Origin of the sequence: Vibrio gazogenes, from assembly GCF_023920225.1 — a bacterium.
In the GTDB taxonomy this organism is placed as follows: domain Bacteria; phylum Pseudomonadota; class Gammaproteobacteria; order Enterobacterales; family Vibrionaceae; genus Vibrio; species Vibrio gazogenes.
Genome location: NZ_CP092587.1, coordinates 2,498,030 through 2,512,444 on the forward strand (window position 1 = coordinate 2,498,030; position 14,415 = coordinate 2,512,444).

The 14,415-nt window shown below is 46.3% G+C and carries 14 protein-coding genes; 5 read left to right on the forward strand and 9 right to left on the reverse strand.

The window, feature by feature from the left end; genetic code table 11:
• Window positions 1-38: 38 nt before the first annotated feature.
• The gene (locus tag MKS89_RS11070) at window positions 39-1,460 is read right to left on the reverse strand and encodes a DUF2066 domain-containing protein (RefSeq protein WP_159439588.1); all 1,422 of its coding nucleotides are present in this window, start codon (window positions 1,458-1,460) and stop codon (window positions 39-41) included.
• Window positions 1,461-1,563: 103 nt separating this feature from the next.
• On the opposite strand from MKS89_RS11070, the gene MKS89_RS11075 reads away from it, so the two are divergent.
• Entirely contained in the window at window positions 1,564-2,805 is a 1,242-nt protein-coding gene (locus tag MKS89_RS11075; RefSeq protein ID WP_072956512.1) for a uracil-xanthine permease family protein, read from the forward strand.
• A gap of 76 nt (window positions 2,806-2,881) precedes the next feature.
• Here the strand turns inward: MKS89_RS11075 and ybaK are convergent, their stop codons facing one another.
• From ybaK to hemA, 8 genes are all read right to left on the reverse strand, one after another.
• Window positions 2,882-3,385 (reverse strand): Cys-tRNA(Pro) deacylase, encoded by a 504-nt coding sequence (gene ybaK / locus MKS89_RS11080; RefSeq protein WP_072956508.1) that lies wholly within the window; start codon window positions 3,383-3,385, stop codon window positions 2,882-2,884.
• A gap of 111 nt (window positions 3,386-3,496) precedes the next feature.
• Window positions 3,497-5,221 carry a bifunctional UDP-sugar hydrolase/5'-nucleotidase UshA gene (gene ushA, locus MKS89_RS11085; protein ID WP_077316361.1) on the reverse strand — a complete coding sequence of 575 codons (1,725 nt, stop codon included), beginning with the start codon at window positions 5,219-5,221 and terminating at the stop codon, window positions 3,497-3,499.
• A 299-nt stretch (window positions 5,222-5,520) separates the two neighbouring features.
• Window positions 5,521-6,372 (reverse strand): 3-deoxy-8-phosphooctulonate synthase, encoded by an 852-nt coding sequence (kdsA, locus tag MKS89_RS11090; RefSeq protein WP_072956505.1) that lies wholly within the window; start codon window positions 6,370-6,372, stop codon window positions 5,521-5,523.
• 24 nt (window positions 6,373-6,396) lie between these two features.
• Window positions 6,397-7,206 (reverse strand): SirB1 family protein, encoded by an 810-nt coding sequence (locus tag MKS89_RS11095; RefSeq protein WP_072956974.1) that lies wholly within the window; start codon window positions 7,204-7,206, stop codon window positions 6,397-6,399.
• Between the two features lie 18 nt (window positions 7,207-7,224).
• Window positions 7,225-7,608 (reverse strand): SirB2 family protein, encoded by a 384-nt coding sequence (locus MKS89_RS11100; RefSeq protein ID WP_072956502.1) that lies wholly within the window; start codon window positions 7,606-7,608, stop codon window positions 7,225-7,227.
• 56 nt (window positions 7,609-7,664) lie between these two features.
• Entirely contained in the window at window positions 7,665-8,519 is an 855-nt protein-coding gene (gene prmC / locus MKS89_RS11105) for a peptide chain release factor N(5)-glutamine methyltransferase (protein WP_072956972.1), read from the reverse strand.
• 6 nt (window positions 8,520-8,525) lie between these two features.
• Complete coding sequence (gene prfA, locus MKS89_RS11110) at window positions 8,526-9,614, reverse strand: peptide chain release factor 1 (protein WP_072956500.1); 1,089 nt, start codon at window positions 9,612-9,614, stop codon at window positions 8,526-8,528.
• A gap of 32 nt (window positions 9,615-9,646) precedes the next feature.
• A complete protein-coding gene (gene hemA / locus MKS89_RS11115; RefSeq protein WP_072956497.1) occupies window positions 9,647-10,903 on the reverse strand; it encodes a glutamyl-tRNA reductase in 1,257 nt (418 codons plus the stop codon).
• Window positions 10,904-11,072: 169 nt separating this feature from the next.
• Here hemA and lolB point away from each other — a divergent pair, with 169 nt between their 5' ends.
• The 4 genes from lolB to pth all read left to right on the forward strand — a co-directional run bounded on the left by lolB (window position 11,073) and on the right by pth (window position 14,410).
• Complete coding sequence (gene lolB, locus MKS89_RS11120) at window positions 11,073-11,681, forward strand: lipoprotein insertase outer membrane protein LolB (protein WP_072956494.1); 609 nt, start codon at window positions 11,073-11,075, stop codon at window positions 11,679-11,681.
• The gene (gene ispE / locus MKS89_RS11125) at window positions 11,663-12,571 is read left to right on the forward strand and encodes a 4-(cytidine 5'-diphospho)-2-C-methyl-D-erythritol kinase (protein WP_072956491.1); all 909 of its coding nucleotides are present in this window, start codon (window positions 11,663-11,665) and stop codon (window positions 12,569-12,571) included. Before lolB ends, ispE begins: the two co-directional genes overlap by 19 nt.
• 105 nt (window positions 12,572-12,676) lie before the next feature.
• Window positions 12,677-13,621 carry a ribose-phosphate pyrophosphokinase gene (locus tag MKS89_RS11130; RefSeq protein ID WP_072956489.1) on the forward strand — a complete coding sequence of 315 codons (945 nt, stop codon included), beginning with the start codon at window positions 12,677-12,679 and terminating at the stop codon, window positions 13,619-13,621.
• 198 nt (window positions 13,622-13,819) lie between these two features.
• Window positions 13,820-14,410, forward strand: a complete 591-nt coding sequence (gene pth, locus MKS89_RS11135) for an aminoacyl-tRNA hydrolase (RefSeq protein ID WP_072956486.1) — start codon at window positions 13,820-13,822, stop codon at window positions 14,408-14,410.
• Window positions 14,411-14,415 lie beyond the last annotated feature (5 nt).

The window sequence follows — 14,415 nt, forward strand, 5'->3', positions numbered from 1 at the left end:
GGCCATTCAGGCCCTTATTTTTGCTAATGACATAATTGTTACGGTGTATCTTGAGGGATCTGACTCTGGGACAAAGTATCTCGTGAATCCTCTGCCTGAGGAGCATCATCTGATGGCTCGGTCACCGAGCGCTGGCGCCACTGATATTGCAGTGAAGATTGACCGGTTTCTACTGGCGGATTGACCGTTGCTTGCGAATCAACATCATTCACGGACTTCTTTTCCATCGAATCCTTCGGCGAATGTGCCTCGGATAATGGTTGATCAGATAGCGGTTGATCAGAGAATGATTCGTCACTCAGAGTTCCGTCAACGGCGGCCTCTTCAGATGATGTAGGTTGCTCCGCTTGAGAAGATACAACGGGTTGTTTATCGAACGCCTCCTCTCCATCAGGTTTAGGCTGTCGCTCAATCAAATTGAGTGAATCCAGCTCCTGTTCAAATGCTTCCTGAGTGGTTAACAGATGCACCCGGAATGTGACTTCATCCCCTTGAATTCGGATGACATCAACACTCGCCACTGAGCTTAGTTGGTTGAGCGCTTGTTCCAGCTTGAAAAAGTGAATGGCCCGGCTTAAATGTTTCACATTGAGAATCATCGAATGAGACGATTGCCCGGCAACCACCACCCGATTTTTCTTGGCATAGTATTGCGTTAATTGATTAACCAACTGTGCAAGTTCGTCGTCACCACTTAAGCTCCCGCTCATTGGTGGCACCGAAATATCTAACAGTTTTTCTGGTGTTTGATCATAGAGCTTCCAGTTCAGCGTGTCTGACTGAGCCCGAATAATCAAAATTGCATCCGGATGATAACGCTCACTCGCATCACGAATAGGCTGAAGAAACTCACCCCAGATATCCGAAGCTTCAATACTGGTAATATCGTCAAAGTCACCGACCGGGACAATGAGAGGTAATCCTCGTTTTTCAGCCAATTGTTTCAATTGCTGAACATTCTCATTCGTGACGTTTTCCCATGCGATATGACGCTGAAAATTTTGGTCTTCAACATACCAGACAAGAATCGTCGCCCGTTTCACCGGCCAGAAAGGGAGTTGTGCCTGAGTCAGCAATGTTCGTATCTGCTTAGCACTAAACTGCATCTTGACTATCTTTTGGTCATCTTTCTGACCATAGCTAATCTGAGACAAATAAAGACGATTTTGAGACAGCGCTTTTTTAACCACTGGGTTATTCACAGCGTCTTGCTCCCCGGTCGCCCGAATAATCACATTCTCCATGCCCTGAATTCGAGCCTGAGACTCATCTTGTTCTTGATCAAGCGTGACTTCCGAACGATAAATATTGACCTGAGTTGCCGCATAACCGGAAAAAGTCAGGCATAACAAAATCAGACAAGCGAAATTTCGCATAGTAATCCAAAATACATCAACAATCGTGTCCCGATCATAAGCAACTATTGGTTTCCCGGCAAGAAAACCCTGCCACAATGGCAAATATTCCTGCTTCCCCCTGACAAAAAATAGCATCTTTGAAACATGGCAAACGTTTCAATAAGTGATAGAATCCTCAAAATTTGTCTTAATCAGGGAAAAAAACATGAAAAATGCCATATTAGGCGTGCAAATGCTCTTTGTTGCATTTGGCGCGCTGGTTCTGGTTCCGCTGCTAACGGGACTCGATCCAAACGTCGCTCTCTTTGGCGCCGGTATCGGAACCCTTCTTTTTCAACTTATCACCCGTCGCTCCGTCCCCATCTTCCTCGCTTCTTCTTTCGCTTTCATCGCACCAATCCTCTACGGCGTTCAAGCTTGGGGCATACCTGCCACAATGGGTGGTCTGATCGCTGCCGGAGCCGTCTATGTTTTGCTCGGCGGATTAATCAAAGTCAATGGCGCAGAGTTTATCCATAAACTTCTGCCACCGGTTGTCATTGGCCCAATCATTATGGTGATTGGACTAGGGCTTGCCCCGACAGCCGTCAATATGGCACTGGGAAAAACGGGAGATGGTTCCGTTCAATTAATTGATGGACAGGTTGCCCTCTGGATTTCATGTATTTCTTTGTTTACGACAATTCTCATCAGTGTCTTTGCCCGCGGCATGTTTAAACTGCTGCCGATTTTCGGTGGCATTATCGCCGGTTATACACTGAGCCTGATTTTCGATGTGGTCAGTTTCGAAGCGGTTGAGAATGCTGCTTGGTTCTCACTCCCTCACTTCACCATGCCTGAATTTAATATTAATGCCATCCTGTTTATGATTCCGGTTGCCATTGCGCCGGCCGTCGAGCATGTGGGGGATATTCTTTCTATCTCCAATGTCACCGGCAAAAATTATCTGAAAAAGCCGGGACTACACCGCACCATTGCCGGTGACGGCATTGCAACCATCGCAGCGGCAATGGTTGGGGCACCACCGAATACAACCTATAGTGAAGTGACTGGCGCGGTCATGCTGACCAAGGCGTTCAATCCCGTGATTATGACTTGGGCGGCCGTGACTGCCATTGTTTTAGCGCTGGTCGGCAAACTCGGCGCTTTACTTCAAACCATCCCCGTGCCAGTGATGGGCGGTATTATGATTTTGTTATTCGGCTCGATTGCTTCGGTCGGTTTGAATACCCTGATCAAGAATCATGTTGATCTGCACAAATCCAGAAATCTGGTGATTGTCGCGGTGACCTTGGTATTCGGTATTGGCGGTATGGCCTTCGGTATCGGTGAATTCAGCTTACAGGGAATCAGTCTCTGTGGTGTCGTTGCTATCTTATTAAATCTCATCTTGCCAGATGACCTGGGCGAAAACCATGTCGTTGACAATGCGCAGATTGAAGATTAATCCACACATCACGAATAAAAAAATCCCGGGAGCGTCAACGCCCGGGATTTTTATCTGCTCTGACAATGTGGGTGATTTATTGATGTTCCAGTCCCGTCGGTTCACTCTCTAAACATAATGGTAAAAATTTTGCGTGTGTCAGATCCGCCAGATCCCGAGGCGCTAATTCAATTTCCAAGCCTCTCTTCCCCGCACTGACGCAAATCGTTTCTTGGTTTTCAGCACTAGTGTGAATGAATGTCGGCAACATTTTCTTCTGCCCGAGTGGACTAATACCACCAACCACATATCCAGTTATTTTCTGTGCAATGTCAGGATTTGCCATTTCCGCTTTTTTTACACCAGCCGCTTTTGCCGCCAGTTTCAAATTCAGCTTTTGCTCAACCGGAATAATCGCGACAGCCAGCGCTTTAGGTTCGCCGTTCAGCGCGAACAGTAATGTTTTAAATACCTTCTTCGGATCCTGCCCGAGCACTTCAGCCGCTTCCAGCCCGAAGCTGGTATGATTCGGGTCATGGTCATACTGATGGATTGTATGAGAAATCTTCTTTTTCTTTGCCAAACGAATCGCAGGAGTCATACGTCAGTCCTTTTTATCAATCAAGCAATGCGCCACCTTCAGCAATTGAAAAGGCGGCAATTTTGCCGCCTCAAGTAAAAATCACTCGGGAATCCGAGTCAAACACTTTTTTTATTGATAAGTGATTTCACCTTTCGGTTGGTATAGCGAAGCATCAACCGGGCTATGGGTCTGTAAATACTCTTTTAAAACATCGGCATCGACAAATCCGGTATTCACGTAACCGACATGCTCCGTCAGTTTTGGATACCCATCCCCCCCGGCAGCATTAAAACTTGGCACGGTAAACCGATAGGTTTTTGTCATTTGAATCGGGGCACCACCAATTTTCACGTCAGACACACCGGAAGCACTGACCGTCATGGAAAGACCGGCAAACTGAGCATAAGCCCCCGAATCAACGGGTTTAGTCGCAACCTGATTCAGATAGTCAATCACCTCAGCACCAGACATATCGACATAGGTGATAATATTGGCAAAAGGCTGCACTTTCAGCACATCTTTATAAGTAACATCCCCTGATTCAATGGAATCCCGAACCCCACCGGAATTCATCACAGCAAAATCAGCTTTGACTTTATTCTTATGTGCCGTTGCAATTAAATGGCCCAGATTGGTTTGCTGAAAACGCACCACATTTCTGTCACCTTCCAGACGCCCTTTTACGGTGGCAATTTTTTGCTCTAATTTAGCCTTTCCTTTCTCTTCATAAGGCGTCAAAAACTTCAGTAACGCTGGATCTTCTGGTATCTGTTGATTGATCAATACGCGTTGTTTCTTGCCATTGCGCATCACTTTTTTCTTAAGATTGACGGGTATCAGTTGATAACTGACCATCTTCAACTGCCCATTGCGGAACTCATAATCTGCCCGACCCACATATTTGCCCCACTCATGCGCCTGAACAATATACGTCCCGTTCTGAATATCCGGCTGACACTCATCTCCCGGCTGAAAATGAGTATCGGCAACGTTCGGGGATTCCATACAAACCGGCTCTTGAGAATGACCACCCACAATCATATCCAGTGATCCGGGCTCCAGATAACGAGCGAGAGCGACGTCACCCGGTGCATTGATGCCATGTTGACCATTGACGTAATGCCCCATATGCGTCACAGCAAAAATCAAATCCGGCTGTTCTGTTTTTTTCAGTGTCGCGATCACTTTCTTCGCTTCAACTTTCGGATCTCTGAATTCAACATTACCGATATATTCCGGATTACCAATTTTCGCGGTATCTTCTGTTGTCAAACCAATTACCGCGATACGAACCCCTTGCTCATCAAAGATCTTATACGGACGGAACAAGCGTTTGCCGGTTGTTTTGTCATAAATATTGGCCGAGAGCATGGGGAAATTCGCCCATAGGCGCTGTTTGAATAACACAGCCAACGGATTATCAAACTCGTGATTGCCAACCGCCATGGCATCATATCCGATGATATTCATTCCTTTAAAATCAGGCTCGGCATCCTGCAAATCCGATTCCGGGACACCGGTGTTGATATCCCCACCAGAAAATAGCAGTACACTACCGCCTTCGGCTGCCACTTCCTGACGAATCTGATCAATCAGAGTTTTTCGGGCAGACATACCATATTCATCATATCTGTTCTTCCAGAACCGACCATGATGATCATTGGTGTGAAGTACCGTCAGATGATACGTTTCATCCTGATGCCACTGTTTTTGAGGGGTTGTTGTACATCCCCATAGCAACACAAGTAGTAGTGCGCCGAGAATGGTTTTCGAGTAACGCCATTGATTTGAAAATAGTTGATTTGAAAACTGTCGATTTAAAAACCATCGCGTTGAAATAAGTGATAATCGCATAATATTCCTGCCAATCCTGATCCCTGACATAGCTGTCCATTGCTATTCAGGCCACCTCAAGAGACCTGAATATAAGTTAGCCCTATACATTAACTGATAAAGAATACTATAAGATTATGAACTTAAGGTCACAAATATTTGATGATGTGATCGCACGTCAGATCCCCATTCACCAGAGCCCGTACCACATTGATTGACTGTCAGAGCTACATTCAGCCCTACGACAGGTATAAAAAAACCATCGCATAAGACGATGGTTTCTACTGTTCTGATGTGTTCTGTCTCACCGGTGAAACAATTTACTCAATATCGATATCTGCAAAACTTTTAATCAAATCATCCAAGGCTTTCATCTGTGCCAAGAACGGCTCCAGTTTATTCAGAGGCAACGCTGAAGGGCCATCGCATTTGGCCTGAGCCGGATTCGGATGCGCTTCAATGAATAACCCGCCAATCCCGGTTGCCAGACCGGCTTTTGCCAATTCAACCGTCTGCTCACGACGACCACCGGAAGCTGCGCCGGTCGGATCTCGCATTTGCAGCGAATGGGTCACATCAAAAATAATCGGGCTGCCATGAGAGACTTTTTTCATCACACCAAAACCGAGCATATCGACAACAAGGTTATCATAACCATGACAAGAACCCCGTTCACACAGGATGATTTTATCATTGCCACACTCGGCAAATTTTTCGACAATATTGCCGACCTGACCCGGGCTCATGAACTGAGGCTTCTTCACATTGATTACCGCCCCTGTTTTTGCCATCGCTTCCACTAAATCAGTCTGACGGGCAAGAAACGCTGGCAACTGAATCACATCAACCACATCCGCGACAGGCTGCGCTTGTGCTTCCGTATGTACATCAGTGATGATCTTGACACCGAAGGTCTGTTTCAATTCCTGAAAAATCTTCATCCCTTCATCAAGTCCCGGACCGCGATATGAATGAACAGAACTACGATTCGCCTTATCAAATGAGGCCTTGAATACATAAGGAATCCCTAACTTTTCTGTCACTTTGACATAATGTTCGCAAACCTGCATCGCAAGATCACGGGATTCCAAGACATTCATACCGGCAAACAAAGTAAACGGGCGGTCATTGGCAACCTCAATATCACCAACTCTTACAACTTTCTGTTCCATCGTATTCTCTCTATAAACCCAATATTAGTGGATTGTTACGGCTGTACTACGCAACAAATTCACCTGATTTTTCAATAATTCGGCAGCGGGATCATCCGGACAATGCTCAATAAAATACTGATAATCCGAAAGCGCAATTTGATGACATTCCAGTTGCTGATAAATGAAGCCACGGTCACGAATTTCATAAGGATCATCGGGGACAAACGTTAATGCCAGATTGGTACACTTCAATGCCAAAGTATAACGTTCTTCACGCATCAACGCACTTTTCAGTAAAGCCAGCCAACGTCCGATGATGGTCGGGTGATCGCTGGCCTGAAGGTGTTTCGACTTTAATTTGGCAAGGGGTCCTTTGCTACCGATCAACCAAGCTTGCAACGTATGCTTCGAAACATATTCGCCAGAAAATGGATTCAAATAAACAAGTTCTTCATCGGGCCAAGCAACCTGAATCAAAAACTGGGTCGGAAACATCACTGGCTTCAGCGGAAATCCCAGTCGATGACTAAAATACAATATCAAGGCACCCAAACTGACAGGAATTCCTTTACGATGCTCCAGCACCTGATCGATGAATGCATTACGAGACTCAAAATAAGCCTCGTGATCACCGGCAAACCCCCAATCCTGATAAAATAATTGTAAAAAAGCGGCAAATCGTGCTTTTGGATCGGCATCATCATCCAGATACGCTTCGGCTTCATGGGTCATCTTCACTAATGTCTGTTCCGCCCACGTAACCCGGGTCTCAGGATTAATGGCCTGGTTCAGTACCAGCGCACCCTCCACCAGCTCCATCGCATCAAAATCTTCGTCAAATAATTCAATCATAGACATATCGGCCCAGTATTAATGCATAAATATCGGTAACTTGGTCCAAGAAATGTTTGCAGCCATGGCAACCCAGCCTAGCGCACCAAGGAATGCGAAAGTCCGCAGCAATTTCCCTCGGCCTAGTTTCAAGGTAAACACGCCTAATGCGATATAAGCCAGCATACACATGAGTTTTTCCGTCAGCCAAGCAGCCTCAGGTGTAAAGGGAATAAAGCCAGTCACGACACACAATGCAACACCGGATAACAACAATAATGTATCTATTACATGTGGTGCGATTTTCAAAAAACGATGGTGAAGCGCTTGAGAGTTCATCATCATCAGCCCGTAGCGAAGACAAAATAAAGCAACACTGGTCACAATGGTAAATAGGTGAAAATATTTTAATCCCAGATACATAAACGTCCTCTTATGGGCACTTTTTAGGCATAAATAAAGCGATGGTATCAATAACGTTATGGCAGAAAGCAACCGACTGTCACGCGATCATTTCCAGAATCATCTTGCTCAGTGTGAATCGACTGATAACCCAGAGATTGCAGTAATTCTCTAACTGATTCGGCTTGCTCATAACCATGTTCAAACAGCAGCCATCCCTGAGGTTGCAGGTATTGCTTTGCCGCGACTGCAATGGTTCGGATATCCGCCAGCCCCTGCTCTTCTGCAACCAAGGCAGACAGAGGTTCAAAACGAACATCTCCACATCGTAAATGCGGGTCGTCCGCATCGATATAAGGTGGATTTGAAACGATCAAAGCAAATTTCGTACCTTCATCAATACCATCAAACCAATTTCCCTGATGAAACTGCACATTGGTGATTCCCAACTGAGCCGCATTTGTCTTTGCCAACTCGCACGCTTTCGGCTGAATATCAACCCCGGTCACACGGATATCAGGTAACTCAGAAGCCAGAGCCAAGGCGATTGCGCCTGTGCCGGTACCCAAGTCCAAGATAGGCCCTGTCACTTCCCGCGCCTTTTCCAAAGCAACAATCACCAAACATTCGGTATCCGGACGTGGAATCAACGTGGCCGAAGAAACTTGCAACGGCAAAGACCAGAATTCCCGTTGCCCAAGAATATAGGCAATCGGCTCACCGCTTTGACGGCGGTTCAATAACTCAGCAAACCGGTTGAGCTGAGATTCGGTGAGTGTTTTCTCTGGCCATGTCAGCAAATATGAACGAGGTTTCTCCAGGACATGGCAAAGTAATACCGCGGCATCAATCGCAGGCGAAGGACTGCCGCTTTCCAATAACACGGCAGTGCTGTAACGAGTTAATTCGTCGATTCGGGTTGGCAGAGACATCATCGATTAGCTTTGCTCAGCCAATGCAGCCAGAAGATCGGCCTGATGTTCTTGCATAACCGGACCAATCAAGCTATCCAATTCTCCGTCCATCACATCTGAAAGACGGTACAATGTCAGATTGATCCGATGATCAGATACCCGCCCTTGCGGATAGTTGTAAGTTCGGATACGGTCACTGCGATCGCCACTGCCTAGCAAATTACGCCGGGTATCAGAGACTTCAGCCGCCCGTTTCGCTTCTTCAGCCTGCGCTAACCGAGCCGCCAGTACCGACATGGCTTTGGCTTTGTTTTTATGCTGAGAACGTTCATCCTGGCACTCAACGACCACACCGGTCGGCAAGTGGGTAATCCGAATGGCAGAGTCGGTGGTGTTAACGTGCTGACCACCCGCGCCCGAAGAACGGAAAGTGTCGATTTTCAGGTCACTGGCTTTCATCTCGGGTAACTCGGCTTCCGGTATTTCCGGCATAATGGCAACCGTACAGGCGGAGGTGTGAACTCTTCCCTGTGATTCCGTTGCCGGTACTCGCTGAACTCGGTGACCGCCAGATTCAAATTTTAATGTCCCGTAAACACCGTCACCATCGACTTTAGCAATCATCTCTTTATAGCCGCCATGCTCAGCTTCACTGAATGACATGACTTCAATACGCCATCCTTTTCTTTCGGCAAAACGGCTATACATGCGAAACAGATCACCCGCAAAAATGCCCGCTTCGTCGCCCCCGGCACCGGCACGAATCTCAAGAAAACAATTCCGCTCATCATTCGGGTCTTTCGGGAGCAATAATATTTGTAGTGTATCGGTTAGTTGTTCAATCGACGCTTGTGCTGCTTCTATCTCTTCCTGAGCCATTTCTTGCATCTCTGCGTCATCTTCTTTCGCCATTTCTTCGGCAGCAACTAAATCTTCTTGCGCCTGCTGATAAGCTTGAAAACATTGAGTCACTTCTTCAAGTTGAGAATACTCTTTTGATAACGCACGGAATCTGTTTTGATCCCCAATAATGTCAGGATCACCAAGCAGGTGCTGAACTTCCTCATAGCGCTCAGCGAGCGTTTCAAGCTTTTGTAAAATTGACGCTTTCATAGTTTCTTCTTTATACGGAAATAATATCGAAATTAAAGATTATCAAGCCCCAGACTCTGTCTGATTATAGCCAACTTCGCAGGCTCTCCCTGCTCGGCAGCTTGCTGTAATGCTCGAGTCGGCGCATGAATTAATTTATTGGTTAACTTATAACTGAGTTCCTGAAGGATTTTTTCCGGATCACCCCCCAACGAGAGCGCCTGAAGACTTTTATTGACCAGCTCTTCACGGATATGATTCGCGCTGTCACGGTAATCGCGGATACTATCAACGGCCTGTAACGACCGCATCCAGCTCATGAAGGCTGCACTTTCTTCACTGACAATCGCTTCAGCCTGAATCGCTTCGACTTTTCTCTGTTCGATATTGCTGTCTACAATCGACTGCAAATCATCGACACTATACAGATAAGCGTCTCCAATCTCGCTGACTTCCGCTTCAACATCTCTCGGCACCGCAATATCAACCAGTAACATCGGTTGGTAACGCCGGGCTTTAAGGGCTTTTTCCACCATCCCTTTACCGATAATCGGTAAAGGACTGGCTGTCGAACTAATCACGATATCAGCTTTGGCAAGATGTTCCGGAATCTCTTGTAAACGAATCACCTGCGCATCAAATTGCGCAGCTAATCCCATCGCTCTTTCCCGGGTGCGATTCGCCACGATAATCTTCTGACAACCATTGGCTGCCAGATGCTTCGCCACCAACTCGATAGTTTCGCCGGCACCGACTAATAACACCGTCGCATTGGTCAAAGATTCAAAAATATGTTTTGCCAGCGTACAGGCGGCATAAGCGACAGAGACGGCATTGCCACCGATATCCGTTTCAGTCCGGACTCTTTTGGCAACTGAGAATGCTTTCTGAAAGAGTTTCTCTGTCGCGGCATCAACCGATGCCAGATCTTTCGATTCTGAATACGCCTGCTTGACCTGCCCGAGGATTTGAGGCTCGCCTAAAACCAAAGAATCGAGACCACAACAAACCCGCATTAAGTGGCGGATTGCGGCTTGCTCTTCATGAATATAAATGCTCGATTTTAACTCTTGAGGATTGACACGGTGAAACTCAGATAACCAATCGATCAAACGTCCTTTACTCGTTGGTTTTATCTCACAGTACACTTCTGTACGGTTACAGGTCGAAAGTATCACACTCCCTTTAACATCCGCATATTCCCGAAGCTGACTCAGCGCTTCAGGAAGCTTATCTGGCCCAAACGCAACTTTTTCACGCAGTTCCAGAGGCGCTGTTTGATGATTTATTCCAATGGCAAGTAAGGACATCGACTGGAGGTACTCTGATCACATCTTCTAAGGGGTAAGACAGGAATTTTACTGTATGCCCTTATTGAAGAAAAGACTTTAACGGATTTGTTTTTATAACTTCGTGATATCAATGTTATAGTATTTTAGTTTTAAAGCACCCGTTTTTCGACCAACAAAAGCCGTATTTATGACTTATCGTATCCTCCAAGTATTCTTGAGTATCATCATTTTAGCTGGCTGTAGCAGTGTTCAGACACCACTTCAACCCGTGGAATGGCAATCACACCAGCAGCGTCTCCAACAGATCAGCGCTTATCAAATCGCAGGGAAATTGGGCTACATATCGCCACAAGAACGTCGCTCGCTCAATTTTCAATGGAAGAAATCTGACCATCATAGTCAACTGCGTCTAACCACATTTCTGGGGCAAACCGTCTTGAAGATGGATATTTATCCACAACGCGCGGAAGCCGAGACCTATGAGGGACAACACTATACAGCGCAGACACCGGAATTATTACTGCATCAACTGACCGGACTGGATATTCCCCTGAGTTCACTCAGTCAATGGATTCTGGGCCGTCCGGCCCTTGCGGATACGTATGCTCTCAAACCGGATAACACGCTGGATAGCCTAAAGAAAAAACTCGCCAATCAACAATGGCGAGTACAGTATAAAACATACACTGCCGTGACCTTCAAAGCGCAGCAACTTCCACTGCCCGAGCGTTTATTCCTGCAACAAGGACCAACCAAAATCAATATCCATATCTCGCAATGGAAAGTCACCCAATGAATACATCAGATGTTATCAATCCCGACCAAACTGTCTGGCCATCACCAGCCAAACTGAATTTATTTCTCTACATCACGGGTCAACGGGATGATGGTTATCATGAGTTACAGACACTTTTTCAGTTTCTCGATTACGGCGATGAATTGACGATCCAAATCAATACCAGTGGGGAGATCACTATCTCTCCGGAAATTGACGGCGTACCGTTACATGATAATTTGATCTGGAAAGCCGCCCGAAAACTTCAGCGCGACACACAAACATCGTTGGGCGCTGATATTCACTTACATAAAGTGTTACCGATGGGTGGTGGGATCGGCGGGGGCTCATCCAATGCGGCGACAGCCTTAGTCGCACTCAATCATCTCTGGCAATGCGGGTTATCCCAACATCAACTGTCTGAAATCGGATTGCAGCTCGGTGCTGATGTACCCGTTTTCGTTGAAGGCCATGCGGCATACGCAGAAGGCGTCGGAGAAAAGCTGACACTCGTCACACCCCAAGAAAAATGGTACCTCGTTGTCAGACCCGATGTCAGCATTTCAACCGCTACCATTTTTTCGCATCCCAAATTAACTAGAAACACGCTCAAGCGAGATCTGGCAACGCTTTTACAAGCGCCGTACGAAAACGATTGCGAAAAAATTGTCCGAAAGCTCTACCCAGAGGTTGATAAGCAACTTTCATGGCTGCTACAATACGCGCCGTCGAGATTGACCGGGACTGGGTCATGTATCTTTGCTGAATTTTCAAACAAAAATGAAGCACAACATGTTCTTTCCCGTTTGCCGGACGGAGTTTCTGCTTTTGTAGCAAAAGGATGTAATATTTCGCCGCTAAAAGAAACTTTGACAGGCTATACTCACCGTTGTGAAGACAACAATTGTTAAGATGGAAAGTGACACATAGGTCAGCTAACCGTCACGACAAGAGTATGATCAATCGGCCCACACCCAACCTATTTAAATACTGGACGCAACCCTGAGGTTTCCACCGTGCCTGATATGAAGCTATTTGCCGGTAACGCTACCCCTGAACTAGCCCAACGTATTGCTGATCGCTTGTATATTTCTCTTGGAGATGCTGCTGTTTCCCGTTTTTCAGACGGTGAAGTTGCAGTGCAAATCAACGAGAATGTGCGAGGAAGCGACGTATTTCTCATCCAATCAACCTGTGCACCAACCAACGACAACCTGATGGAACTCGTGGTAATGATTGATGCGATGCGCCGTGCTTCAGCAGGCCGTATTACCGCTGTTATCCCTTATTTTGGATATGCTCGCCAAGACCGTCGTGTCCGTTCTGCCCGTGTACCAATTACCGCGAAAGTCGTCGCAGACTTTCTTTCGAACGTTGGTGTTGACCGCGTACTGACGATCGATCTGCATGCTGAACAGATTCAAGGTTTCTTTGATGTTCCTGTTGATAACATTTTTGGAACACCCGTTTTACTTGAAGATATGAAAGCAAGAAGTCTGGAAGATCCAGTCGTCGTATCACCTGATCTGGGTGGCGTTGTCCGCGCACGCGCAACCGCGAAAGCACTCGGGGATATTGATATTGCGATTGTTGATAAACGCCGTCCCCGCGCTAACGTTTCTGAAGTGATGAACCTCATTGGTGATGTTGAAGGCCGTGACTGTGTCATTGTCGATGACATGATCGATACTGGCGGCACACTATGTAAGGCCGCTGAAGCTTTAAAAGAACGTGGCGCAAAACGTGTGTTTGCTTACGCGACTCACGCAGTATTCTCAGGCAGTGCAGCGAAGAATATTAAGAACTCCGTTATTGATCAGGTCATTATCACCGATTCCATTACGCTTTCGAAAGAAATGCAGGCAACAGGTCGTGTGACTCAGTTGACTCTCTCAACGATGCTTGCCGAAGCAATTCGCCGTATCAGTAACGAAGAGTCAATCTCAGCGATGTTCAATTAATCGTTCATTTCTGTTGTGAAAAGCATCTCTCCGGAGATGCTTTTTTATTTCCTAAAGTTTGCTATCAACTTTGGCTTCCTAAAAATAAGTTGCAACACAAATCATCACAACTGATGCCATTTTTCAGGAAGTTTGGGGATAAAAAATTCTGTGCTATCATACCGCGCTTTTCATTGTAGACATCAGGAGAGCCTGACTGTGAGTCAACCCATAAAACTACTTGTTGGGCTAGCCAATCCAGGCCCAGAGTACGCAAGAACAAGGCATAACGCAGGAGCATGGGTCATCGAAGAACTAGCCCGTGTTCACCATACAGTGTTAAAAAATGAGCCCAAATTTTTTGGCCTGACTGGTCGAATCACCATTCAAGGTCAGGATTTACGTTTATTGATTCCGACCACGTATATGAACTTATCCGGAAAAGCCGTCTCGGCTCTGGCAAAGTTTTATCAGATCCAGCCGGAAGAGATTATGGTCGCTCACGATGAGCTCGACTTACCGCCCGGTGTTGCTAAATTTAAACAAGGTGGCAGTCATGGCGGTCATAACGGCTTAAAAGATACCATCAGTAAACTGGGCAATAACAAAGAATTCTACCGTCTCCGGATAGGCATTGGTCACCCGGGACATAAAGATAAAGTTACAGGTTATGTGTTAGGTAAGGCGCCTGAAAAAGAACAGGAATGCCTCGATGCCGCTGTAGACGAGTCTGTCCGCTGTTTGGATATACTGCTCAAAGAAGGTCTTACGAAAGCACAAAATCGTTTACACACATTCAAAGCTGAATAAGGTTA